The organism is Vibrio sp. CDRSL-10 TSBA, assembly GCA_039696685.1.
Lineage (GTDB): Bacteria > Pseudomonadota > Gammaproteobacteria > Enterobacterales > Vibrionaceae > Vibrio.
The window spans coordinates 122,455-147,568 of record CP155566.1; the positions used below are offsets into that span (position 1 = coordinate 122,455).

The 25,114-nt window shown below is 46.5% G+C and carries 24 protein-coding genes and 2 pseudogenes; 16 read left to right on the forward strand and 10 right to left on the reverse strand.

Features of this window, described 5'->3' with window-relative positions:
- Window positions 1–47 precede the first annotated feature (47 nt).
- On the forward strand, window positions 48–2,069 hold the full coding sequence (locus ABDK09_07890; protein XAW89613.1) for a TonB-dependent siderophore receptor: 2,022 nt from the start codon (window positions 48–50) through the stop codon (window positions 2,067–2,069).
- Window positions 2,020–2,244: a hypothetical protein gene (locus ABDK09_07895; protein XAW89614.1), complete on the forward strand. Its 225-nt coding sequence runs from the start codon at window positions 2,020–2,022 to the stop codon at window positions 2,242–2,244. Before ABDK09_07890 ends, ABDK09_07895 begins: the two co-directional genes overlap by 50 nt.
- Window positions 2,245–2,359: 115 nt before the next feature.
- On the opposite strand, the gene ABDK09_07900 is transcribed toward ABDK09_07895, so the two are convergent.
- From ABDK09_07900 to ABDK09_07920, 5 genes are all read right to left on the reverse strand, one after another.
- Window positions 2,360–2,848, reverse strand: coding sequence for a TIGR00645 family protein (locus tag ABDK09_07900; GenBank protein ID XAW89615.1), 489 nt, complete (start codon window positions 2,846–2,848; stop codon window positions 2,360–2,362).
- Window positions 2,849–3,004: 156 nt separating this feature from the next.
- The gene (locus tag ABDK09_07905) at window positions 3,005–3,577 is read right to left on the reverse strand and encodes a YrbL family protein (GenBank protein XAW89616.1); all 573 of its coding nucleotides are present in this window, start codon (window positions 3,575–3,577) and stop codon (window positions 3,005–3,007) included.
- A gap of 529 nt (window positions 3,578–4,106) precedes the next feature.
- Window positions 4,107–4,331: a hypothetical protein gene (locus tag ABDK09_07910; protein ID XAW89617.1), complete on the reverse strand. Its 225-nt coding sequence runs from the start codon at window positions 4,329–4,331 to the stop codon at window positions 4,107–4,109.
- Window positions 4,332–4,616, reverse strand: a complete 285-nt coding sequence (locus ABDK09_07915; protein XAW89618.1) for a helix-turn-helix domain-containing protein — start codon at window positions 4,614–4,616, stop codon at window positions 4,332–4,334. It abuts the gene before it with no gap.
- A complete protein-coding gene (locus tag ABDK09_07920; protein XAW89619.1) occupies window positions 4,613–6,268 on the reverse strand; it encodes a DUF927 domain-containing protein in 1,656 nt (551 codons plus the stop codon). The genes ABDK09_07915 and ABDK09_07920 overlap by 4 nt, the downstream gene beginning before the upstream one ends.
- 622 nt (window positions 6,269–6,890) lie before the next feature.
- Between ABDK09_07920 and ABDK09_07925 the strand changes: the two genes are divergently transcribed.
- The 11 genes from ABDK09_07925 to ABDK09_07975 all read left to right on the forward strand — a co-directional run bounded on the left by ABDK09_07925 (window position 6,891) and on the right by ABDK09_07975 (window position 18,008).
- Window positions 6,891–7,694 (forward strand): hypothetical protein, encoded by an 804-nt coding sequence (locus tag ABDK09_07925; GenBank protein ID XAW89620.1) that lies wholly within the window; start codon window positions 6,891–6,893, stop codon window positions 7,692–7,694.
- Entirely contained in the window at window positions 7,691–8,269 is a 579-nt protein-coding gene (locus ABDK09_07930; GenBank protein XAW89621.1) for a hypothetical protein, read from the forward strand. The genes ABDK09_07925 and ABDK09_07930 overlap by 4 nt, the downstream gene beginning before the upstream one ends.
- Window positions 8,157–10,922: a DEAD/DEAH box helicase gene (locus ABDK09_07935; protein XAW89622.1), complete on the forward strand. Its 2,766-nt coding sequence runs from the start codon at window positions 8,157–8,159 to the stop codon at window positions 10,920–10,922. The genes ABDK09_07930 and ABDK09_07935 overlap by 113 nt, the downstream gene beginning before the upstream one ends.
- A gap of 166 nt (window positions 10,923–11,088) precedes the next feature.
- A complete protein-coding gene (locus ABDK09_07940) occupies window positions 11,089–11,529 on the forward strand; it encodes an AAA family ATPase (GenBank protein XAW89623.1) in 441 nt (146 codons plus the stop codon).
- The gene (locus ABDK09_07945) at window positions 11,483–13,057 is read left to right on the forward strand and encodes a TOPRIM nucleotidyl transferase/hydrolase domain-containing protein (GenBank protein ID XAW89624.1); all 1,575 of its coding nucleotides are present in this window, start codon (window positions 11,483–11,485) and stop codon (window positions 13,055–13,057) included. Before ABDK09_07940 ends, ABDK09_07945 begins: the two co-directional genes overlap by 47 nt.
- Window positions 13,058–14,191: a UvrD-helicase domain-containing protein gene (locus tag ABDK09_07950; GenBank protein XAW89625.1), complete on the forward strand. Its 1,134-nt coding sequence runs from the start codon at window positions 13,058–13,060 to the stop codon at window positions 14,189–14,191.
- Between the two features lie 64 nt (window positions 14,192–14,255).
- Window positions 14,256–14,954: a 3'-5' exonuclease gene (locus ABDK09_07955; GenBank protein XAW89626.1), complete on the forward strand. Its 699-nt coding sequence runs from the start codon at window positions 14,256–14,258 to the stop codon at window positions 14,952–14,954.
- Window positions 14,955–15,477: 523 nt separating this feature from the next.
- Window positions 15,478–16,065, forward strand: coding sequence for a conjugative transfer protein MobI(A/C) (gene mobI, locus ABDK09_07960; protein ID XAW89627.1), 588 nt, complete (start codon window positions 15,478–15,480; stop codon window positions 16,063–16,065).
- Window positions 16,062–16,592: a hypothetical protein gene (locus ABDK09_07965; GenBank protein ID XAW89628.1), complete on the forward strand. Its 531-nt coding sequence runs from the start codon at window positions 16,062–16,064 to the stop codon at window positions 16,590–16,592. The genes mobI and ABDK09_07965 overlap by 4 nt, the downstream gene beginning before the upstream one ends.
- A 132-nt stretch (window positions 16,593–16,724) precedes the next feature.
- Entirely contained in the window at window positions 16,725–17,435 is a 711-nt protein-coding gene (locus tag ABDK09_07970) for a hypothetical protein (GenBank protein ID XAW90699.1), read from the forward strand.
- A 246-nt stretch (window positions 17,436–17,681) separates the two neighbouring features.
- Entirely contained in the window at window positions 17,682–18,008 is a 327-nt protein-coding gene (locus ABDK09_07975; protein XAW89629.1) for a hypothetical protein, read from the forward strand.
- A gap of 174 nt (window positions 18,009–18,182) precedes the next feature.
- Here ABDK09_07975 and ABDK09_07980 read toward each other — a convergent pair whose 3' ends face one another.
- Window positions 18,183–18,512, reverse strand: coding sequence for a helix-turn-helix transcriptional regulator (locus tag ABDK09_07980; GenBank protein ID XAW89630.1), 330 nt, complete (start codon window positions 18,510–18,512; stop codon window positions 18,183–18,185).
- Window positions 18,513–18,623: 111 nt separating this feature from the next.
- Between ABDK09_07980 and ABDK09_07985 the strand changes: the two genes are divergently transcribed.
- Window positions 18,624–19,112 (forward strand): hypothetical protein, encoded by a 489-nt coding sequence (locus tag ABDK09_07985; protein ID XAW89631.1) that lies wholly within the window; start codon window positions 18,624–18,626, stop codon window positions 19,110–19,112.
- Here the strand turns inward: ABDK09_07985 and ABDK09_07990 are convergent.
- Window positions 19,104–20,310: pseudogene (locus tag ABDK09_07990) on the reverse strand (integrase arm-type DNA-binding domain-containing protein). The gene ABDK09_07985 and the pseudogene ABDK09_07990 overlap by 9 nt on opposite strands.
- Before the next feature lie 184 nt (window positions 20,311–20,494).
- A complete protein-coding gene (locus tag ABDK09_07995) occupies window positions 20,495–21,361 on the reverse strand; it encodes a YicC/YloC family endoribonuclease (GenBank protein XAW89632.1) in 867 nt (288 codons plus the stop codon).
- A gap of 256 nt (window positions 21,362–21,617) precedes the next feature.
- On the opposite strand from ABDK09_07995, the pseudogene rph reads away from it, so the two are divergent.
- A pseudogene (gene rph, locus ABDK09_08000) lies at window positions 21,618–22,338 on the forward strand (ribonuclease PH).
- Between the two features lie 280 nt (window positions 22,339–22,618).
- Complete coding sequence (gene pyrE / locus ABDK09_08005; GenBank protein XAW89633.1) at window positions 22,619–23,260, forward strand: orotate phosphoribosyltransferase; 642 nt, start codon at window positions 22,619–22,621, stop codon at window positions 23,258–23,260.
- A gap of 192 nt (window positions 23,261–23,452) precedes the next feature.
- Here the strand turns inward: pyrE and lpxL are convergent, their stop codons facing one another.
- Window positions 23,453–24,403 (reverse strand): LpxL/LpxP family Kdo(2)-lipid IV(A) lauroyl/palmitoleoyl acyltransferase, encoded by a 951-nt coding sequence (gene lpxL / locus ABDK09_08010; GenBank protein ID XAW89634.1) that lies wholly within the window; start codon window positions 24,401–24,403, stop codon window positions 23,453–23,455.
- Between the two features lie 47 nt (window positions 24,404–24,450).
- Window positions 24,451–25,041: a nucleoid occlusion factor SlmA gene (gene slmA, locus ABDK09_08015; GenBank protein ID XAW89635.1), complete on the reverse strand. Its 591-nt coding sequence runs from the start codon at window positions 25,039–25,041 to the stop codon at window positions 24,451–24,453.
- Window positions 25,042–25,114 lie beyond the last annotated feature (73 nt).

Sequence of the window (25,114 nt, forward strand, 5' to 3'; positions counted from 1 at the left end):
TTCATTGAAAATTACTGATTAGTCTATAAGTTACAGCAGGGGTATTTATGAAATCGTTCCGTCTCTCTCCGGTCGGACTTGGCGTGATTGCCGCGTTAACCATAGGACAAGCCGGCTACGCTCTGGCAGATGACACAGCTGTCGAGGACACACACCTTAGCCAAGCCGCTACTTCTAACGAGGACACACACCCTGACGAAGTGGTCACCATTGTTGGTTCACAAGTTGATCTGGGTGGTGAGTACCAGGGTGGTCAGGTCGCGCGTTCGGGCCGGGCGGGTATTCTCGGTAACCAGGATTTCATGGATACGCCTTTTTCTTCCAGCAACTACACCTCCCAACTGATCGCCGATCAGCAGGCTAAGAGTGTCGGTGATGTACTGAAAAATGACCCGACGGTTCGTCAGTCGGTCGGCTTTGGTAACTTCCAGGAACTGTACATGATTCGCGGTTTCCCGGTTTATTCCGACGACATGACCCTGAACGGTGTGTACGGCATTCTGCCGCGTCAGTATGTGGCAGCCGAAATGCTGGAACGGGTCGAAGTGTTCCGTGGTGCCAACACTTTTGTGAATGGTGCGGCGCCGGGCGGCAGTGCGATTGGCGGTTCGATTAACCTGGTACCGAAACGCGCCGGCAGTGAACCGCTGACCCGCGTCACGGTCGGCACTCAGTCCGGTGGTCAGGGTTATGGTGCGCTGGATCTGGGCCGCCGTTTTGGTGATAACCAGGAAAATGGCCTGCGTGTTAACCTGGTTGCCCGTGGTGGCGATGATGCCGTCGATGATCAGGATACCCAGCTTGGCGTGCTGAGCCTGGGCTTTGATCACCAAGGCGAGAACTTCCGCATGTCGGCAGATGTCGGCTATCAGGATCATCATATTGATTCACCGCGTCCGAGTGTGACGCCGGGCAGTGCAATCCCATCCCTGCCAAGCAGTGATGCTAACTATGCTCAGGACTGGACCTATACCGATGAGAAGCAGCTGTTTGGTGTGGTGCGGGCAGAATACGACTTCAGCAGCCAGACCACTGGCTGGATGGCAGCGGGCATGCGCCGCGGAAAAGAGCATAACCTGCTGGCCAACCCGACTGCTGACGGTAATGGCAATCTGACCGCCTATCTGTTTGAAAACGTGCGTGAAGATACCGTGATGTCAGCAGACAGCGGGGTAAGACACGAATTCTCAACCGGCAGCATTGGTCATACAGTTGTTGTGTCCGGCTCTCTTTACCAGTCACGCTCGAAAAATGCGTATGTGATGTCAGCGACTACTAGCGTGGGCTCCTTGGACGATTACACACAGATCAGCCAGCTAGATGGATCATGGTTTGGTGGTAGTTTAAGTGACCCGATTGAAACAGAGCGAGTGACTTACAGCAGTGCAGCATTAGCCGATACCCTGTCGATGTTCGATGATCAGGTCAAACTGATGCTTGGTGCGCGTCTGCAGCGGGTTGAGACCAAGAGCTTTGACTACAATACCGGTGAATCTAATGGTAATTATAGTAAAACAGCCCTGACGCCGTCGCTGGGTGTGGTGTATCAGCCGACGCTGGATGTTTCTTTGTATGCCAATTACTCTGAGGCTTTGTTGCCGGGAGAAACAGCACCTGAAGATAGCAGTCACCCGGGGGAAGTGTTAAAACCTAACCGCTCGGAGCAGTATGAAGTCGGTGCCAAGTATGACACCGGCAGCTACGGCGCAGTGGTCAGCCTGTTTGAAATCAGTAAGCCGACGTACATGTACGACAGCAACAATATCTACACCGACAACGGTGAACAGCGTCACCGCGGTATCGAGTTGTCGGCGTTTGGCGAACCGATTGAACGCGTCAAAGTGCTGGGTGGCGTGACCCTGATTGATGCCGACATTGTGAAAAGTGCCACGGCCGAAGCAGAAGGGAAGAACGCGATCGGTGTGCCGAAAGTTCAGGCTAACCTGAACCTGGAATGGGCGACTCCGTTTGTGGAAGGCCTGACGCTGGAAGGTCGCACGGTATACACCGGCTCGCAATATGCCAGCTCGGATAACTCACTCGAAACTGCCGTCATGGACCCGTTTTGATCTGGGCGCCCGCTACGGCATGAAAGTCGGTGATAACGCGCTGACTCTGCGCGCCCGCGTCGATAACGTAACCGACAAAAACTACTGGGCATCAGCCGGCGGTTACCCGGGCAGCAACTACCTGGTACAGGGCTCACCGCGTACGGTCGTACTGTCCGCCAGCTACGATTTCTAATCACAGAAAAACAAAAAACCAGCTTCGGCTGGTTTTTTATAACGAGGACACACACTCTAAATGCAGTCGCCTTTCTCTTTGAAGAATTCTCTTCGAAGGACACACACCTTAACCGTTACTTTTTGGTGATTTTATCCAGATAGCCCATCGCAAACGCTGAGACAACAAAGGTGACATGCAGCAGCAGGTACCATTTGATTTTTTCACCGTCAATCTGTTCGGTATTCATAAATACTTTAAGCAGATGGATCGATGAAATCGCGACAATAGACGCAGATACCTTGTTTTTTAGCGAACTTGTGTCGAGTTTCCCCAGCCAGCCGAGTTTGTCATCGTTCTCATCCAGATCGATTTTAGAGACGAAGTTTTCGTAACCGGAAAACATCACCATTACGATTAATCCACCCACCAGAGAGATATCGATCAGCGACAAGGAAATCAAAATCAGATCGACTTCCTTAATGGTGAAAATGACCGGGATCAGGTGAAAGACCTCCTGAAAAAATTTGATACCCAGAGCCGCCAGGACCAAACTCAGGCCGAGATAAATTGGCGCCATAATCCAGCGCGACGAATAAAGAAGTTTTTCGACAATATTTTCCATGATAACAAGCTGCTTATTAGATTAACGAGGGCAGAGCCGCATTGCTCCGCTGCCGGATATTACTCTGCTTTTCAGTTGCTTGGCTATAATCATCGCTTATGAAAACAGGGTTAAATTGTGTCAAAACCACAGATGGGCTCTCACGAGGACGCTCGCCTATGCAGCATTTTTTAGTTTGTTGTGCTCGATAGCTATGTAGTGTCTCATCCGGTCCAACTGCTGTTTAGTTTTTTTAATACTAAGTAGAGATATCTTATCTCTTAAAAAGTATTTCAAGTTTTGGTTTCTTACTCCAAATCCATCAACCAGTATTGGTTGTAATGAACCATGAACGGTTTTTCTCAAAATTATGTTTTTTAGATTTCCATCGTGGATCAGTACTTTCTTTTTCAGTAGCTCATGGGATATATAATCAATATGTTTATGGGCGTCTTCAGCAGAAATTCTTCTGCTGGAAATATAATCGTGTAAAGACTTTGATACGTTACCATCAAAGTCACGGATTAATTCAACCACGAGCCCTTTTCCAAGGTTGGTTTGCACGCTGCCTGAATATTTGGGTAAAATTCGAACGTTATTATGTGTTTTGAAAAACCTTTCTTCATTTAAATTTTGGTTATCTTCTACCTTTTGAATTTTTATACAAAGGGTGTTGTCTTCAGGGTGAATATAGACATCCCTTTTGCTCCCAGATGCAAAATATAAGGCATCACTAAGTACAACGTGCATACCTGAAATCACTCCATAATTGTCATGTAATTGTCATAATTTTAAGATATTAATTTAATGTCACTGTGAATTGCAATTGTATTTAGAGCAATTATTCAAACTGACGAATTGATAGAAGTGGTAATAGTCTTTTGCGTTGTGATCATGATTAAAAATAAATCAGTAATGAATTATTTTTTAACGATATAAATATTAGTTTTGGGGATGTTATTTGGTGGACTGGTTTTTAGTCAGATAGGTATTATTTTTTGGTATGGTTTGTTAACACTTGTCTGAAACTTGCACAATGTTGTTTTCTCTTATCTAGCTCATTATTTTGCAAACAACATCGGTTTCGCTTTTATAAAAAAACCCTGCGAAGCAGGGTTTGGGAATATGAAATTTATCGTTAACGCATTATTCAATATTCTGGATCTGCTCGCAGAATAGCATTGGTCATGCCCTGTGAGACCAGTGCTTTCAAGCGATTGTGGTGAGTAACTGTATCACGTTACTCACCGATATACTCACCAAAACAATTTTGGTTAACTTACTGATGTTGCATCCACAGCAGCAGATCGGAGAGTAACCAAGACTTGGTTGTACCAACTTGCTTGGCTGCCGGAACTTGACCTTTTCGGCTTAGTCGCCACCATGTGGTATTGCTGACTGAGGTGATCTGCTTGCGCTCAGCTTCTCTTACCAAGCGCTCTGACTCACCATAGGCGTTCAAGATCTCTGCTCTTTGTGTCAAAGTCGGTTCAGTATAAGGCATTTACTTTTTCTCCTCTACCCGGTGAGACATCAACCAAGCATCGAGATCATCGCGCTTGAAGTATAGTTTGCGGTTAGGTTTGTAGTGCGGGATTTGCTTGGTATGCGTGAGCTTATAAATGTACTTAACAGACAAGTTTGCATACTGTGCAGCTTCCTCTGCGCTTAAGAACTGTTTTTGCGATGTTATTAGAGTGCGAAGCTCTTCGGTTGCCGCTTTGATATCTGCCAACAGAGCTCTGGCTTCCGTTCGGTCTTTTTGGGAAATGGGAAAGTGGGAAATCATGCTTCGCCTCCTTGTTGAAAGCGGCTGAAATCAATGTTGATGTTTAAGTCTTTAGCGATTTGGTTGGGAAGTAGTTTGAAGTGCCTTTCTGCCTTCCCTGAAATGCTACTTTTAAATGTGCCTCGTGACGGTTCGTTAGTCTGAAGCCAGCCTTGCTTTTTTAATATCATGGCGGCTTGAATAACTTGATGATCAAATTCGAGTTTTAGGCCAGTTTTAAAAGCATCACGGCGGACATGCCAACTCAATTCATGACTATTCAATTTCCACCATCCGACCTCAGTTACTGCGCCTGTAGGCTTGATAGTGTATTGGCATTTGGGTAGGAAGTTGCGTAATTGCTCGCGAATATGTCGTTCTTCGTAATCAAACTCTTCGCTATAGTTGGCCATCCAGGCTTCAAAAACTTTGCCAATCTCATGCTGGGCGGAACCTTTTTCCCAAGGAAGGGCATCCAGATCGATAGCGAGTTCGCCAACGGCAGCGATAAAAGCAAATCTATCGGCTGCAAACAACACCTGATTGCTTGGAGCGATTTTCAGGCTTGTAATCCAAGACTGTGAGATTTTATTTATCTGTTTGTTCAGCACATTTTTTAGTTCGGTTATTGCTGCTACCTGATTTAAAAATGGTTGCAAGGAAGTTCCGTATTGTTTAGACGTAGCATCGGCAATTCGTTCCGCAAACACTTTTGCTGATTCAGAGTCATGTAGGTTTTCAAATACACCAAATGTTTGGAAAAGAGGGATTTCAAAAAAGCGCATTAGTTGTCCTGCGTGTGGCTTTTTATTTGACTCAGAAAGTTTTTGTTCAAGGCTAACTTCACCGGTTGATAGGCCAATTAAGCTCCAATAATCTTGGGATCTTGCGCCGCCATCTATCTTTCCTCGTAGCTTTGAAACACCATTACCGATCTGGTAGATCACTTTAGTTACTTCATCTGCCTCTGCTTGGTGGAACTCATCGAGTAAAATAAGCATACAGTTTCTACTTTTAGCACGGCCCTCTATGCCGTTTGCTGTGCTGCTCCATGTGTCTCGATACTGATAGTCAGAATATACAGATGCGGCTAAACGTATTAGGGTTGTTTTGCCATTTTTTGATGCACCCAAAAAATGGATCAAGAATGAGTCCCAATCGAGTTTTTCGAGTAAGGGCGCTGCAAAAGCTGTGCACAAAGTAAAGATCATCAAAGCATTACCTTGGCAAAGCATAGCAACGTCATCTTGCCACTCTAAGAAATTGCCGCTTGAGTTTAATTGTTCAGGTGTATCTCCAGTGTACATAACCTCCTGTTCTCCAAACCCCGCCACCCAGCTTGGTGTGACAAATTGATCAAAAAACCAACCGGTTTTTTCAACGGTTACTACAGTTTTATCTGGATTCTCACTCATCAGGTAGTCGAGAATAAAATGCCAATACTTTGATTTGTGGTGAATGAATAAGCCACTGTCAGCTACTGCTTGAAGCATGCTTTTTCCGCTATCAGCCAAAATATCTCTCATTTTGAAAACGCGCTCGTGAGCATTTCCTGAGCGAGAGGTCCACTGCAAGAGCACACCGAAACCTTTCATAAAAGTAGGGTCATAGGTGAACGCTTTCACATATACTGGCCCAGCGATTTGTAGTGGCGCTTTGTCTTCTTGCTCCAATATCAAGCCAACGTTTCTTGGCTATAACGGTTTGATTCATAATTAGTCCCTATTACAACAAATAGGCCGCGGCGCTATGGTTTTCAGTTGATTTCATCGACGTTGGATATGATATCTGTGCGTGCTGGATAACAGGCTCTCTGGAACTGTCCAAATCGGGCTATTTGGCGGTGAAATTGAGTGCGTGATAGGGTGGTGTTGACGAAAAGGCTATTGCAGCATCATAAAGTGATACCCTTTCACATGTGAAAGGGTATAGAGAGGTGTTGAATTCATATACGAATTTAATGAAAATACCGGTTCTTGATACGCGATTGGTTTTTGATTTAATTGATGTCACACATGGTTCTTTTTGAACTGCTGTGCCCGCATGTCTCCTATGTTACTGCCTAGACCAGCCTGAAGAAGTGCCAACTTTTCAAACTTTTCTCTGAGCGAGAACACGATATCTAGTTGACGCACTTTGTCTTTTTGCCATCTAAGCGTAGACTTTTTTAGGTTGGGAGTTACCGCTCTAGAGAGCTTGGTGCCTGATTTAGTCTCGGAAATCATCATTCAAACAATAAATATTCAGTTGGCAGGGTAAGGTTTTGAATTACAAGATATCTTTAAGGTTTTGGTTATGACGATGCCAGATTCTACATTGGTCTATGATGTTAGTTCTCATCCTGTGGTGGCTCATGGCTTTTCCTTTAGCAATCAGCAGCTAGAGCAAATTTTAGCTGGTCCAGTAAAAGATATCTTATGTGATATATCAGGCAAGCAAGAACTCAATGAACTTCTAGCTGGTTTAGTGACCACTGACTTCGAGCAGATCGAATTAGCTGAAGTGCTTGCTGAAGAGTATGAGTTTGAAGATTGGCTGGTTGGTGAGGCTATTGCAGAAGCATTTGTCGCAAAGCGTGGTAGATGTGAATATCCTTGGCCGACATCACGAGACCTCAAGAACTCCAATGCAAGCCCCGCAGGCTGTGACCTGACTGGGCTTCAACTACTTGATGATCAAGAATTACCTTATAGATTTAGTTTTGGAGAGGTAAAAACATCCTATGATCAAAATTCTCCCCCTAGCGTCATGACGAGCCTTGGTAATCAACTATTTGGTCTACGTGATGATAAGGGTGTTAAGAATGATTTGGTGAAGTATCTTGGCCTACATGCTACCGGCAAACCTTGGCAATTCAAATTTCAAAGTGCAGCTAAGCGGTATGTTCAGTCACAAGGTACTGATATTGCTGTATATGGCGTATTAGTGCGTGACACTGAGCCTCGTGAAGCTGATATTCGGGGTAGAGCTCGCGCCCTATCAGTGGACTGTCCTCCAGAGACAGACATTGAGTTGCATGCAATTCATATCCCTACTGGTGAAATTACAAACTTGCCAGCGCGTGCACAATCAGCAATGAATGATGAGGGGGAAGCATGACCTTATCATTTGAGCAACTGCAATCAGTCGACAATCACTGGGCTGTGCAGGCAATTGATTCTGCGACTCGCGATAGCGCTTTTGATGCAGCAAAAGACGGCTTAGTACATAGTGCGCTAGGTAGCTTGTTTACCGGTGCGAATATCGAAGTTGATTATGCTTCTATCGAGCAAGTTGCTTCGGCCTACGAGCTGGCAGCCATTGAAGGTATTGCAACATTACTGAGCCCTTCGTCTGCTGAGCAACAAACAAAAAATCTCGCTATAGCTGGTGCGAATAAAGCCTTTGGGCTGATGCGAGTATTACCAATACCAGAAGATACAGATCAGCGAGTTTTCCATGTACTGCACATGGCAGGGTTAGCTTATGCAGGTGATCGTTGGACAGATTTAAGACGCTGGTTCGAAGAACATGAACAACAGCTTCAGGTTCCTTCTGTAGCTGATGTTGCCTGGAATAAACGTGTCGTTTTCCGTTTATTTGATGCTTGGGTGCGCTTGCTCCGCAAACGTTTCTTGGGACGATTTAGATCAAATCGCAGAAATCATTGTTGGTCTTCGTCACGATCAAGCTAGCCATGAAAGAGACTTCTTAGATCAGGCTCAAGGTGTAGCCAGACAAAGTGAAGCTATTCGCTTGGTCTCTCTATATCACTGGGCGAAAGCGACAGAGCGCCTTGCAACCTACATGCTTCAAGGCGAGCCTTTAGCAATCGAATCAGAGCTTGATCAGCACTTTGAGGCTGCGCTTAAGGCTGCTCAATTATCTTGTGATACAAAGCTAGAAATGTTGCTGCGTTGGTTGCATGTATCCAGCCGAAAAATGGTTGAAGGTTCGGTTTGGTGGGTTGCTCATAGCGTTAACTCTAGAGTGACTCGGTTTGTTGGCCACGTAACTCGCCACAAGAGTATGTTTGAGTTGTTACCGCCACAGAGAGCAGCGCTGCAAGAGCAAAACCTGCTTGATCCGGCGAGCCGAGCTGTTGTGATTGATATGCCTACGTCTGGCGGCAAAACTCAGTTAGCGCAATTTAGAATGCTCCAAGCACTCAACCAATTTGCTGATGATGGTGGCTGGATCGCATACGTTGCGCCGACCAGAGCGCTTGTCTCACAGATCACTAGAAGATTGCGTTCTGACTTCGGACCACTCGGCATCAAGGTCGAGCAACTTACCGGGGCGATTGAAGTTGATGCGTTTGAAGATGCTCTTTTAGGTGAGCAAGAAGCCTTCCAAGTGTTAGTTGCAACGCCGGAGAAATTGCAGCTTGTTATGCGCAACAAGAAGGTTCAGCGTCCATTGGCGTTATTGGTAATGGACGAGGCGCACAACATAGAAGATAACGAGCGTGGTCTGCGTATTGAACTACTGCTGGCGACAATTAAGCAGGAAGCTTCGCGAGCCAACTTCTTATTGCTGATGCCATTTGTTCCAAATGCTAATGAATTAGCCCAGTGGCTTGGTTCAGGTAGAGGTAAGAGCATTAGCCTTAGTACATCTGCTTGGCAACCAAACGAGAGGATTGTTGGCCTATTCGATGCTGAGCAAGCAGAAGGCCGTGGCAATTGGAAATTAACCTTTGAAACTCTAACAACCACTCAACGAACAATCCATCTGCGTGGTAAGCATGATGTGGATGGCATAAGGCCTATTCGTAACTTGAGTTATAGCTCTGCTAGATCTTTGTCTAAGCAGGCTGCTGCAATGGCAAAAGTGTTCTCGAAACGTGGAACAAGTATCGCTGTTGCACAGAAGATACCGGATGCTTGGAGTATCGCTCGCTTAATAGCTAATGAACTTGAACCCCTAGATCGAATCCCCGAAGAGATTGCGTTGGTGCAGCGCTTCTTGAGCACAGAAATCAGTCCTGATTTTGAGCTCATAGGAATGCTGGAAAAAGGTGTAGTAGTGCATCATGCAGGCTTGCCAGCTGAGGCCCTGGCTTTGATTGAATGGCTTACGGAAGAAGGTCATATCAAGGTTATGTGCGCTACTACAACGATTGCACAAGGTTTGAACTTCCCTGTTTCATCTGTATTCCTGGCGAGCCCGAAATACCCTTACGGGATACAGATGTCCCCTCGTGAGTTCTGGAACCTTGCAGGTCGAGCTGGACGGATTGGCCATGATAGCGTTGGCGTGGTGGGCATTGCAGCGGGAGCTAATCCTAATGAAATCAGACAATTTGTTAGTGATGCTACAGGTGACCTTCTATCTCGCCTGGTAAGTATGCTCGAAGAAATAGACTCAGTGGGTGGGTTGAATGATCTTTCGGCGGTAATTCATCAGGAGCAGTGGGCTGATTTTCGTAGCTATATTGCACACCTATGGAACGAGAAGCGGAACCTTGATGAGGTTATTGCTGAGGCTGAGCAACTTCTGAGGAACACCTATGGCTTCAGCTCATTACGGGCTAAGCCAGATAGGCACTCTCAGCAACAGGCAGACGCTTTACTCGAAGCAACAAGGGGCTATGTAAGACAAATAGCAGAGCACCCTGAAAACGCAGCGTTGGCAGATTCAACCGGCTTTTCACCGGAAGGTGTGAGAACTGCGCTGTTGGAACTCAATAGACTTGAGAACAAGCTAACCACAGAAGATTGGCAGCCAAGTAGCCTCTTTGGAAGCGAAACGGGGCGTTCAGCCTTACCTGATTTAATGGGCGTGATGATGCGTGTTCCGCAACTCCAGAAGAGTCTTACCGAGCTCGGTGGAGATGGTATAGGCCATCAACGGCTTGCTGACATTACTCAGGCTTGGGTTGATGGATCTTCCCTTGAAGATATTGCTAACCGTTTCTTTGATGAAGGCGATCTAACGAACAACTTATCTAAAGCGTGTAAAGCAGTATACAGGGACTTAGCGAACAATGGTGCTTGGGGCTTGTCTGCTCTAAGTAAGATGCCAACAGCTGGTATTGATTTTGACAGCCTGTCAGAGGAAGAGCTACGAACCTTGAATAATCTTCCGGCGATGCTTTATCACGGTGTCAGATCTGAAGAAGGTGTGCTGATGCGGATGAACTCTGTTCCCCGCAGTATCGCTGAAAGCTTGGGTGCAGACTTTAAGCTACTGCATCGAGACACTGATACTGCGTCTGCACCATCTCTTGCCACCGGTTATGTTAGTGCGTTGAGCGCTGATGATTGGTCGAGGCTTCGCCCTGAAGGTGCTGCGATGTCTGGGGATGATTACCGTAAAGTCTGGAAGCAACTGTCTGGGGTATAGTTCATTTAAAGCAGTGTCAAAGTAAGACTCGCTCCAATTACGGCCACATCGGGTGGCCGTTTTTGATCAATTAGTTAGTTCATGATCACATGGCTGATCTTTGCGGTTGAAAGTCAGTAAGGGAAGCCCCAGATAATATGTGGATACTTAGGAGAGGGAAGCAGCTGTGAATATAGAGACAATAGTTCTACACAATTTTAGAAGCTTTGGACCAGAGGGTCAGAGTATAGCTGTTGATCCGGATCTAACCACTCTTGTTGGGGCTAATGGCTCCGGAAAAACAGCCTTGATGCAGGCCTTACAGCGCATGTTCGGCATCTCAAATGAACAACGGACGATTCGCCGTCAGGATTTTCACATTCCCTCTTCTGAAGAAGATAGCCCCAGTAAGCGGACTCTAACGCTTGAAGCCATTGTCGCCTTTCCTGAACTGGATGATGAAGACGGAGACCACTCCGTGATACCAGACTTCTTTCACCATATGAGCGTGACTGATGAGGGCGGCAAGCTGAAATGCCGTTTGCGTTTGGACGCGGAATGGGAAGATGATGGTTCAATAGATGGGTACATTACGAGCCAGTTTCCGCGCGGTTACGACATGGGGTGAGCCAGAAGATGCTGATTTTCACAATGTGCGCCCAGCGGATCGCTCTCGAATCCAATTGATCTACGTACCAGCCACACGATGCGCAGTTTCCCAGGTATCAGCCTTTCTGAAAGGTCGGCTTTGGAAAGCTATTAACTGGTCAGAACAAGTTCGGTCATCTTTTACTCAAAAGGCTACAGAGCTGAATGAATCCTTTGAGGGTGAAAATGCGATTAGTACCGTGACTGGAAAGCTCACAGACCGTTGGCAGGAGCTGCATTCTGCTGGAACTGATAGTACACCGAAGTTTCGTCCGGTCGACCTACGTTTTGAAGAGTTTGTTCGTAAGGTAGAGGTACTGCTGCACCCAGATGAAAGTGGTCGCGATCGAAGCATTGATGAGCTAAGTGATGGCCAAAGTTCGTTGTTTCACATAGCCATGACTTCAGCCACTCTCGATGTTGAAACTGAGATCTTAGCCCAACCAGAGAGTAACGATTTTCTTGGTGCAGACTTGCCCTTGCCCTCATTGACTATATTGGCACTTGAGGAGCCGGAGAATAACCTAGCCCCATACTATCTATCTCGAATCATAAGCCAGATCAGCAGCCTAGTGCATGGCTTAAGAGCTCAAGCAGTACTATCTAGTCATTCGCCGAGCATTCTCGCCAGGATCCAACCAACGCAAGTAAGGCACTTCAGGCTAGCAACAGAATCAAACACCACTGTTGTTCGTCAACTGACTTTACCCGATGAAGAGAATGAAGCTGCAAAGTACATCCAGCAAGCGGTGAGAGCCTATCCAGAGTTGTATTTCGCTAAGGTCGTGGTTCTCGGGGAGGGGGCTTCCGAGGAGGTAATTCTTCCCGCTATATCAGAAGCGATGGGAATACCAATTGATAAGTCTTTTGTCGCCATGGTTCCATTAGGGGGCCGACATGTAAACCACATGTGGCGTTTGCTAACAGATTTACAGATCCCCTTTATCACATTACTCGATCTTGATTGGGGGCGGCACGGCGGTGGCTGGGGAAGGATTAAGAACGCAGTCGCCAAGTTAATAGAATATGGAATACCGGCTGAAAGTATTTTTACTCATGGAGTGCATGCTGACGGGGTATCTGTAAATCTGGCTGAGTTTGATACCTTCAGGCGTGATGATTATGAATTTATGAGTCGTTGGGTTAGCTATCTTCGTCAACCCCGTTTTAACGTATACTTCTCCAGCCCATTAGACATTGATTATTCGATGCTAAAAGCATTTCCCGAACAATATCGGATTGCACCCGACGAAAGCTCTACCGGTCCATCTAGTCGTGGGGAGCCTGGTGATGCCGTCATGGGCGACGAGGGAAACCCTGAATTTTATGCTGACGACCTACTTAATCTGCGCTGGTACAGATACCTGTTCTTAGGAAGAGGTAAGCCTAGCACGCACATCCGAGTGCTTGGATCTATTCCGCCAGAACAGTTGGCCCAGAAACGCGCCAGAAGAACTGCGAGCGTTAGTTCAGTCTATTCACGCAGCTCTTCAAAGCTAGGGGGCTAGGTGAAGTTTATTCAACCCGATCATTGGCAGCCCAAAGGGATCGACGAGCTTGAGCCAAATGCTTGGCAAGCACTATGGCGACGAGAGTCCACAAGCGTTATCGCTGGCCCAGGTGCAGGAAAGACAGAGTTTTTAGCGCAAAAAGCTGCATATTTGCTTGAGACTGGCCTATGTCCACCAAACCAAAAAATTCTAGCCATTTCATTTAAGACCGATGCTGCAAAAAATCTCGCAGATAGGGTGGAAGAACGGTGTCCAGAAGAGCTAGGTAGTCGATTTGTTTCGATGACCTTCGACGCTTTTTCTAAAAATATAGTTGACCGTTTTCGTATGGCGTTGCCACCACAGTGGAGACCAACAAAACCATATGATGTCACTTTTGCAACTCGCCAGCAGATAACCCGTTTTTTAGGTCGAGAGCGGCAAAAAAATAGTCATATCTCTGGATTGTTGAATGCTATAGCCAGAATAAACCCAATAACTTTTGAGTCTACATTTGTTGGCTCAAGGAGACTTGGTCTAGCTTCGAACGACATAGGGGAACGGACTCTTTATGATAATTGGTTAGCCGAACAAGTAAGTTGCGGAGATGAAGAGCCATCACAGCTGACATTTATGACAATAAATCGGCTGGCTGAATATATAATTCGTACCAATGTCCATGTGCGACGAGCTCTGAGAGCAACGTATCCATATGTCTTTGTGGATGAATTCCAAGATACGACTTATGGTCAGTATGATTTCCTGTTGTCAGCCTTCGGTTATAGTGAAACAACGGTAACGGTAGTGGGGGATTATAAGCAGAGGATCATGGGTTGGGCCGGAGCCCGAGGTGATGCGTTTCATCAGTTTGAGGCCGATTTTTCGGCACAACGATATCCGCTGTTGCTTAATCACCGCTCTTCTCCAGAACTGGTCAGGATACAACATGTTATTGCACAAGCTATTGACCATGAGGCGAGAGAGGTTCAAACAAGTAACTACAGTCAGGTATCTGGTGATGCTGCTTGGATTTGTTTTAGCTGTAACGTAGATCAAGAGGCCAGTTACTTGGCGCAGTGGATTGCGAATGACATGCGAAGCAGGTCATTGAACCCAAGGGACTATTCCGTTTCTGGTGCGCCAAAGACCTGAGGATTACGAAGAGCAGCTATCTTCGTATTTAACTCAGTACGGGCTTAGCTTGCGAAATGAAAGTGTGAAAATAGGTAAAACTACTCTTCAGGATTTACTTGCTGAGGAGTTGACTATTTTGTTCTCTAATCTTCTAAGGCTAGGACTTGGGCATCGAAATGCGCAAGTTTGGAATCAGTTATCAGCAGATGTACAGCTGCTTCGTAACACAACCCAAGAAGATGAAAAAGCACTGAGACAGGTTGAACGCCGGTTAGCATTATTTATTTCTGAACTCAAGGAGTTGATGCGACAATCGTTTACACCAGACAATGCTCGCCTCGTTTTTGAAAGAATTATTGCCTTTATTGATTTGAATGATCTTCGGAAAACATTTGCTCGTTACGCTACTGGTGATCTACTTGAAATAAACCTGGCAGCACTTGAAGAGTTTTTTACAAACTGTGTTGATACCCAGAGTTGCTGGGGAAATTTCCTGGAAGAATTTGAAGGTACAAATCAGATTCCGCTAATGACAATTCATAAAAGCAAGGGGCTGGAATTCGATACAACTATTTTCATGGGGATCGATGATAATGCTTGGTGGTCCTATCGACCTGGCGATTCCGAAGGGTTATCGACATTTTTTGTTGCACTGTCTCGTGCGAAACAAAGGGCGATATTTTCCTATTGTCAGCAAAGAGGACAAAGAATCAAGGTCGCAGATTTTTATGCGTTGCTGACGACTGCTGGTGTACAGGAGTATGTGATCCCACCTAGCTAATTATTTTTTGCTAAGGTATCCAAATGCGACCGTATGGTCGCCTTTGGATATCTTGTTTGTATGATACAAAGTCCGCGTAATCCAAAGAGCATCAAACGTTAGCTTTCTGATTTTTTGGGCTGAAAGCCCCTTCAGGGACTTTCACATGTGAAAGTCAGAAGCGCTATAGAAAACTTGCAGACAAAGCCCCACATAATTATGGAAATTGCCAGTCGGTGTTCCATCCGCTTTGGATTTTATTTCCTAGGTCCCACATAACTTTGGAAATAACAGCTAGCTGCCCCAGTGCGTTGCGATTACTTTTGGAGAAAGCTGTCGTCAAGGCCCCACATTAGATAGTTAATTGGAAAGTGATTGGCTAGGTCCCGGTGAGGATATGCTATCGACGCGCCGCATTATTACTGGGGCAATGAAAGCAAAAAAACTCTCAAACTGTCCTGATTGGGCATTTTCGCAGTGTAATCAAATTAGTAAGCCTCGATAGACTGTAACCCTTAGCGGTCGTAAAAAAGGAGGCTTAATTATGCAAGACTACTCAAAGTTAGATCAGCTGGCGTCTAATTGGCACCAGTTAGCCCACTATCGTGAGGAGTTTAATGAATCAGAGTATTTTGAAAAAGCTCTGGCCCAATCGGAGTTACTCCTCGAAGAAATAACTAAAATCACACATCAAGAGCCATTTCGGCTCGAATTCATGGCTAGTTGCTTCGCTAATAATTTTTGGCGTTTCAATCGACATCATCGCTCACCTGAAACTTCAGAAGTGCCGGGTAGATTTGGGTGTCGTGTGAGAGTCAAAGACAATAAATTTGAAGCTTCATGGTACATCAATGTTTTCCTCGATGAAGAAGATATGAAACGCCGAAAAATTAAACACCAAAAAGTTAGGTCAGTACATATTCAGAAAGGATCTGGCAGCCGTTATCGTTCGAGCTCTTTCTCCAAAGCCCAAGGGTGGGAAAAGGTTCAGATTGATTATTGTGAAGATGCTTTTCAGCTACTTCGGGAAATCCGGCATGAGATGGATAACATCAGAAAAAAAGTTGAAATGTGTCAGCGTCGTTTTATCAAGCTGCGAGCTCACTTTGAGTTGATGGAGGAACCCAAATGAGTTTGGAAGAACCACTAGTTGGTATTTTTGATAGAGATATCCAAGTTGATTTAACTAATCTGACGATCAATATCTATGATTCTGGATTGTTATCTGCGTACATTTCAAAGATGAAAGATGAGTTAATCGCACAGCGACGTGATTTAAAACGCTCAGCTTTCGCTCTGGAAGAGTCATTCAACAAGTACAGGGAGAAATTAAAGAAAGAGCACACCGGACAGGAACCTTTTCGGTTTGTCTTTACCGTGTATATCGAGGATAACCTACCTAACTTTCAATGGTTTAAAGTTATAGTTTTTAACAGGGACAAACCAGCAAAGCTAGAAATGTTAACAGGGAGCATTCTGAAACACAAAAGAATGAGTAACGTCGCTGATTGGGAGCGGCAAATGTATTACCACATATGCCTACAAATAGAGGAAATGAAAGTGCGTTCAGACTTTATTTCAGACTTTGAGAAGAAGCTATTACAGCTTGTAGCTCCTGTAGATAAGATTGAAATGTTCGTTCGAAACAAAGTTAATTAAATCATAATCTTGGTTGATATTTTATTAAGCCTTGCCAGACTTGTTGGTAAGGCTTTTTTGTTGCTTTCAGCTTGGGGGTTGCATTTTAAAATTCGATGATACGCTGGTAGTAAAAAGGAGGATATGCCAGTGATGAAGTTAAAAGTTCAGTCAGTATCTGCCAGCCATAACGCAGTCAGCGTTGCTTGGTTCGTTGGGTTGTCGAGATATGGGATAGTTGATGTTGGAATTGGGCGTTTTGAGAGCCGTATAGCAGTTGCAGAGCTTACTGTAGCGCGCTACTTGCTGTGGGACTGTAAAATATTCGGGCATCGCCCAGGTAGCGGTAAAGGTGTCGAACTAGGTTTACCGTACACGACTCTTCATTCTCTTAGTCTGAACTCTTGCGTTGAGTTGCAGCGAGCTAGTCAGTATTTGAAGACGTGGCTGAATGGTGTGCAACTCAATCCTGAAGAAATTGTCGGTGTTGCTGCTTCTACTGACCAGATACCAGTGATCCAGCCATATCGATTACCTCAACCCGTGTTTGATTCTCCAGTATTGGGGCCTGTTGCAATCAGTCGCCATGCAATACAGCGTTACCAAGAGCGCTTTCGTCACGGGTATACGAAGTCTCCCTGGTTGAGCCTGCAACGTCAGCTTTGTAACCCCGAACTTCGCCAAGCGAGACTCTCAGCTCGTACACGATTTCAGAAACTGCTGAAGCACGGAGACGATGGTAGCCAAGTTTGGCACCACCCGACGGGAGATCTATATTTCTTGCTAGTGCCACAGGAGACTCACTGGCTGGTCGTCACTATTTTTTCCCAGTTGAGTCGATCTATGGCTGAGGAGGTAGCATGATTCTTAAGATGCATACCGTTTCTGCTGAAGTGTCTGTAAGGCATCCTGGCAGCGCTAGTATTGAACCCCATGCTTTCACAGAAAAAGACGCGAAGACAACAGTTCACCGTGATTGGTTCTGGCCGCTAAAAGCCATGGTGAAATTAGTTCTTTTTTTAGTGCTGTTGTTTACTTTGCCCAGCCCAATTTCATTTTTGACTGTTTTGTTCACTGCATCTTATTACGTGAACAAGCTACATCGACGTTATGGCAGGTCAAGAAGGGGGCGAAGGTTTCGCTGGACATGGACAAATGTCGATGCGAGATGGTTCGTTATCTGGGTTATCAAGTTCAGGAGTATACCGAGCTGGATTGGTCAGTGCAGCGAGTGCAGAATTGATGTCTGATATCGCAGATTCCAGTTCTGATTCGAGCCCATCATTTTGGTGTGGTTATATCAATCCAGCAAGCGGTCTTCCCATGGTGGAAAACTCCTGCATTGATATCGGCGGCAATGTGTTTGGGGATGACAGCATGACTAGCATTGATACTGGTTTTGACTGTGGTGGTATTAGCTGCGATCCCTTTGATTGAACGATTTAAGGAGGTTGTATGGATTTGCTTTGGTATTGGCTCGCGGGGCTGATGTTGACAATAGCTGCTGTTGGATGTGTCTACTGGTATGCCGCATATCAGGCAAAGCGGGGTGGGAGGAACAAGGAGGGGTAGTTTTCTAGATTTCCCACGTTTCCCAATTTCCCTATGAATTTAGGATTTACTTGAGGTGTGTGGCTGGTTGCTAGCTAACTTTTGAATTAGTGTACTTTTTTCTTCTTCTGAGAGATTTTCTATAAGGCATAGAAGTTCAGCTGTCTTTGATGAATCACAGAAAAAGAACGCAATGGGTACGTTTAGTTCTTCTGCCATTTTTCTTAACGTGTTGATATCAGGCGTATGGCGGCCTTTCTCATAATGGTTCATGCGTCCACTCGCCACGCTTGGGTCCATACCAATACGAATACCGAGCGTTTTTTGGCTGATGCCTGCTCGCGTTCTTGCCTCTTTAAGGCGTGTTGGTAGGGGGCTTGGGGTTGGCAAATCACATTCATCGATAATCTCTAGATACTTAGATCTTCTAAGTTTTTTATGATTCTGTATACTTAGGATATCTAAGTTTTGTGGTTGATGGAATAGTCATGGAGAGCAAAAATGCCTAGTAAGTTTGCACTTAAAAGAGAAACGAGAAGTGGTGTACCGTTGAAAGTCCTCAGTGTATGTTTATCGGTAGGTTTATCTGCCCAAGCATATGCTGTGCCTAGTTATGAGCTCACATATGGTGACTGGAAGCAGATGTGTGGTCAGCCTAACCAAGCGTGCAACTTTTTCCTAAAAGGTTTTTTGCAATCAGCTTCTTTTTGGACTCAGTGGGTTGAAGATGCGGCGTTACTTCGCCCTGATCTTAAAAGAGCAAATGATGTCGTGCGTTGGGTCAGTATGCCTCAAGATAATGGTCAGCTTTGCTTACCAAGAAACATTCAGTTTGAATCAATAAGATCTAATGTCGATCGATCTCTTGAGCTGTTGTATCGAGAACAGTCAGATTTTACTCCAGGGCCCAGTACATTGCTGACAGGGCCTGGTTTAAGGGTAAATTTGTATGATGCATTTAAGAATGCGTACCCTTGTCAATCACAGTAAGTGGCATATACGATCTGCAACTTTCTGGTGCGCTTCTCGTCGCTCCTCCAGAAAATCGTGACGGTTGTAGATGCCTTCAACACCTTTGAGTTTGTGATTTAAACACCTTTCAGCCACTTGACCATCAATGCGCTCAGCAGAAGCCAGTGTTCTGAAGGTACGACGGAGGTCATGGACAACAAAATAGTCAACCCCATCCATTTTATTTTTGGTTGGCCTCTCTTTGTCACGACCAAACAAATATTTAATAGCGGTGGTTATTGTATCTGAGCCCATGTATGGATTTTTGCTCCTCCTTCTACTTGGAAATACATAATCGGACTCAAGCGCTCTGATTTTGAGTTCTTGCAGCCATTCCACAGCTTGGCGAGGAAGTGGGATAGTTAATGGTATGCCATTTTTGGTTCTCTCTTTGGGGAGCTCCCAGAGCGCATTATCTAAATCAAACTCAGCCCAAGGCGCTTGGCATAGCTCGCTATTTCTGACGCCTAGCACTAGATATAAGCAGCAAGCTAGATAGTTTTCTCGTGTAAAGCTTACATTGTTCTCTCTGAACACTCGAAACACAGTTGCTATCTCGTCTTCGGTCAAAACACGCTCTCGACTTTTTTCAACACCTCCTGCGTCGTTGACACGAAAAGCTGCTGCCGGGTTGAACTGTGTGAGATCGAGTTTGTTGGCATGTCGAAAAAGCTGTTTCATGTACATCAAGGTGTCATTTGCGATGCTTTTTCGGCCACTATCTACGACGCGCTTGATTACTTCTCTTACATCCAGAGCAGTGACTTGATCGATTCTTATTTTGCCCATAACTGGGTGGATTTCTTTGGTGTAGATACGCTTGGGGATGTTGGCGTGTTGCAGTCTTACTTGAAGATCGTTTTTATACCAATCATCGAACAGTTGTTCGACGGTTTCTATACCTGACCATTGGCGGCGTTGGCGTTTCTGCCAGTGGATTGATACCTTGTTGGATCAGCTTTCGTTGTTGAAAGGCGGCATCGCGTGCATCTGCAAGGGATAGTTCTGGATAGGACCCAAGTGTCATTTCTGGACGACTGCCGTTGATTGAAAATCGCAAGATCCAAAAAGGTTCTCCAGAGGCGGGTACAACGAAGTAGAGGCCATTACCATCTGCGGTTTTGCGTGGTTCATCTTTGGCTAAAGCGGCGACTTTTCGTGCGTTGAGTTTGCCCATATAGTTCTCCTTATCATGGAAAGTTACTCACCATTTAAGGGCATACTAGATCAATCTTACTCACCACTAAACTCACCAGTTGGTTGAAAACAGTGGAAAGGTTTTGAAATCCACTGAAAACAAAAAAGCCCCTATTTACAGGGGCTTAGTAAGATTAAGTCAGCTTGGAGAGACTCAAAAAACCTTATTCGATGTTTTGGATCTGCTCACGCATCTGCTCGATAAGCACTTTCAGTTCCACGCCGGAGGCGGTGATGTCGGTGCTGATCGATTTTGATGCCAGTGTGTTCGACTCACGGTTGAACTCTTGCATCATAAAGTCGAGGCGGCGGCCGCACGAGCCACCTTTTTTGAGGATGTTGTGCGTCTCTTTGACGTGAGAATCGAGGCGATCCAGCTCTTCGGCGACATCGGACTTTTGTGCCAGCAGGATCAGTTCCTGCTCAACGCGGGTCGGTTCGAGTTCCACTTTGGCTTCTTCGAACTTGGTGATCAGACGCTCACGTTGCCAGTCGAGGATTTCCGGCATACGCGCGCGAACTTTGACGACTTCGGCGCTAATCGCATCCAAACGCTGCACAATCAGCGCTTTCATGTTATCGCCTTCACGGCCGCGCGCTTCGATAAATTCGCTCAGTGCGTCTTCAAAGCCGTTTAGCAGCGCCTGGTTGACTTCATCCATGTCCTGCTCCGGCGTTTCCATCACGCCCGGCCACTGCATGACCTGAAACGGATTGATACGGCTTAGTTCACCGGTCATGTGCATCACTTGGTTGGCTGCTTTAATCACCTGATTGGCCAGGTCTTCGTTGATGCTCAGCTCGCTTTGGGCGGCATGGTTGGCTTCATAACGCAGATGACATTCGACTTTACCGCGCGCCAGACGCTTACGGAAACGCTCACGCAGCACTGGCTCCAGGCCACGGAACTGTTCCGGCAGGCGGAAGTAGGTCTCCAGATAGCGTTGGTTGACCGAGCGGATTTCCCACACGGCACTGCCCCAATCGCCTTTGACTTCTTTGCGTGAGTACGCCGTCATGCTGTAAATCATCGAAATGTCCTTGGTTTATATTCAAAAATGAATTGGCGATAATACTAGCATAGAAAAGTTGCCGAGTGGGTGTAGAGACTCTGTGATTAGGCAAGGATTTCCGCTATAATTTTGCCCCATTAAATTCGACCATTCGGCTGCGGTTTTGTTCAGCTGTCGTTTCGTCCAGTTGTCGTTGCAACCAAGCGTCGTTTCGCAGCCATGAGTGTTGTGTAAAACCATTAAACGTCGTTCACACAAACAAGGTAGAGGCTTTATGCGTCCAAATAACCGCGCTGCGGATCAGGTTCGTCCGATCAAGATTACCCGTCATTACACCGCCTATGCAGAAGGCTCTGTACTGGTTGAGTTTGGTAATACCAAAGTGCTGTGTAACGCTACGGTAGAAGAAGGCGTGCCACGTTGGCTGAAAGGTCAGGGTAAAGGCTGGGTAACCGCTGAATACGGTATGCTGCCACGTGCCACACACTCACGTACCCGTCGTGAAGCGGCGAGCGGTAAGCAGGGCGGTCGTACCATGGAAATCCAGCGTCTGATAGCCCGCAGCCTGCGTGCTGTGGTGGATCTGAAAGCCATGGGTGAGCTGATGATTACCGTTGACTGTGACGTGATTCAGGCTGACGGCGGTACCCGCACGGCATCGATTTCTGGTGCAAGTGTCGCACTGGCGGATGCGTTCGATAAGCTGGTCGAAAGCGGTAAGCTGAAGAAGAAACCCGATGAAAGGCCACGTTGCTGCGGTATCTGTGGGTATCCTCGGCCAAGATGTGCTTTGTGATCTGGAATATGTCGAAGACTCAGCGGCCGACACCGACATGAACGTGGTGATGACCGAAGAAGGCAAGATGATCGAAATCCAGGGCACGGCCGAAGGCGAACCGTTCAGCCATGAACAGCTGCTGGATTTGCTGGCGGTGGCCAAGAAAGGCATTGCAGACATTGTCTCGGCGCAGAAGGCGTCGTTAGAAAATAATTGATTGATAGCTCCCGATATGGGGGCTATTTTTTTGTGTTTTTTTTCGTTGTCCTTGCTGCGATTACTGCGTTAGCTGCGGGTTCTCACTCAGGTCAGTTACTGGAGTAAGCTCCCTGAGATTTGCGCCCTTGCTGCCTTGTACTCACAGCAATGACTTAGAAAAAGTATTATGAGTTCTAAAAAGATTGAGTAGGTGGTTTAGCCTCTAATCTTGATACGGCCAAGATAATTAACCACCCTGGGGTGTGCCCCCCGGGACCTAAAGTAAAAGAGAGAAAGTAATGAAAGCGTACCAGCGTGAATTTATTGAGTTTGCACTAGAAAAGGAAGTTCTGAAATTTGGTGAGTTTACTTTGAAGTCAGGCCGCAAAAGCCCTTATTTCTTTAACGCTGGTCTGTTCAATACTGGCCGCGATTTAGCGCGCCTGGGCCGTTTTTATGCGGCGGCGCTGATGGACTCGGCTATTGATTACGATGTGCTGTTTGGCCCGGCCTACAAAGGCATCCCGATTGCGACCACGACGGCAGTTGCGCTGGCGGATCACCACGATGTGGATACGCCGTACTGTTTTAACCGTAAAGAAGCCAAAGACCACGGTGAAGGCGGCAGTCTGGTCGGCAGCCCGCTGCAGGGTCGTATTATGCTGGTGGACGACGTGATTACCGCCGGTACTGCGATTCGTGAATCGATGGAAATCATCAAGAACAACGGCGCGGATCTGGCCGGTGTACTGGTGGCGATTGACCGTCAGGAAAAAGGCAAAGGCGAGCTGTCTGCGATTCAGGAAGTGGAACGTGATTTCGGCTGTGCTGTGGTATCGATTGTCAGCCTGACTGACCTGATTACTTACCTGGAAGAGAAGGGCGGTAACAGCGAGCACCTGGAAGCGGTCAAAGCGTACCGCGCGCAATATGGTATCTGATGTTTGAGGTTCTCAGGAACTAGATTCCTGGTTCCTAGAGTAAAAAGCTCCGGCGCTGATGATTCAGGCCGGAGCTTTATTTTTAGCGTATCAAGCTGAGATCAAAAGTTTTCATCGCCGCAGTGAAGCTATTCACCGCTATTAAAACGTTCTCTTCCAGAACTCAGAATCTAGGTCCTAAAGCCTAAATCCTTACTTATAGCGAATCCCTTTTTCCACGTCTGGATCCTGCATGGTCTTAAAGCGTTTGTGCAGCCACATCCACTGGGTTGGCGCGCGCAGGATCAGCTGCTCGACGAATTGGTTCATGTAAGCGGCCGAGGCGGTTTCATCGTCATACGGGAAGTTATCTTCAACGGACAGGTCTGCAAAGATTTCATATTTACCCTCCGCGTTGCGGAATCCCGATCCCATGACGATCGCGCACTTACTGGCTTTGGCCAGCAGGTAGGTACCAGTGGTGGTACAGGCATCTTCAACCGCAAAGAAAGGTACAAACGCGGACTTATTGCGGCCGTAATCGTGGTCCGGCAGATAAAACAGCAGTTCACCCTGGCGCATAACGCGTATCATCTGTTTGACGTCTTTGCGGTCAACCAGCTTATTGCCGTTGTGCGTACGACCCCAGTACTGAATAAAGTTATACGCCGGGTTGTTGTGCGGGCGAAATACCCCATAACCGGACAAGCCGAGTGCGCCACACGCCCGAGCGGTGATTTCCAGATTCAGTGCATGCACACAGCACATCAGCACGCCTTGTTTGTTACGTAAGTGCCCGGCCAGTGCGCTGGTGTCTTTATTAATCAGGCGGCGTTTGAAGCGCCAGGTCGGCCAGAACCAGGCGATGCCGGTTTCAATCAGCGCCGCGCCGGTGTTTTTGAAGTTCTCTTCCACCATGCGCTCGATGTCATCGGCGGTTTTATCCGGAAAGGCCAGTTCCAGGTTGCGCTTGGCGACATGGACGCGTTTTTTACCAAAGCGCATCCCCAGTTTACCTATGCTTTGTCCCAGTTTGAGCAGCAGGGAATAGGGCAGCAGGTTAACCAGCAAGGCCAGTAAACCAAAGCCGAGCCACACGCCCCAGTTTTTCGGGTGCAGCAGTGACAAGGTAAATTCGGGTTTGGCGTATTTGTTTTGACTCATAATGTGGTCTGTCTGATTAAGAGTAAAAGTAGATTTATGATTCAGGTTTACTGAATCTGCGCACTGAGCAGTGACCAGTACTCTTCAAAGTTCGCGGTTGGCTGGTATTTGAAATCTGAACGTACAAAGCGGTTCAGACTGCCTTCCACCTGGCCGAGTAACTGCGCTGCCAGAATGCTTTCATCGACCGGGAACGATTTGCCTTCCCGAATCTTACGCTCGCGCAGGATCTGACGCAGCGAGGTTTCAATGCGTTCAAATAACTGGTTGATGCGTTCACGCAGGCGCTCATTTTCAAACATTAGAGCATGTCCGGACAAAATTCTTGTCAGGCCCGGGTTACGTTCAGAGAAGGCCAGCAGCAGTTGCATTACCATCCGAATCCGGTTCAGCGTATCTTTTTCTTCATCCAGAATCCGGTTGATGCGAGACATCAGGGACTCTTCGATAAATTCAATCAGTCCTTCAAACATACGTGCTTTGCTCGGGAAATGACGATACAAAGCGGCTTCAGACACACCCACCTGCTTGGCCAGTTTGGCGGTGGTGATGCGTGAGGCGCCTTCATGGGATTCGAGCATCTCTGCTAAGGCTTGCAGTATTTCTTCACGTCGATTGCTTTTCTTAGTGCCGGCCATAACCGTCTTTCCTTTTCAAAACGTAAGCTTTTTAAAATTAAAGTTATTGAAACTCAAGCTTTTCAGTACCACT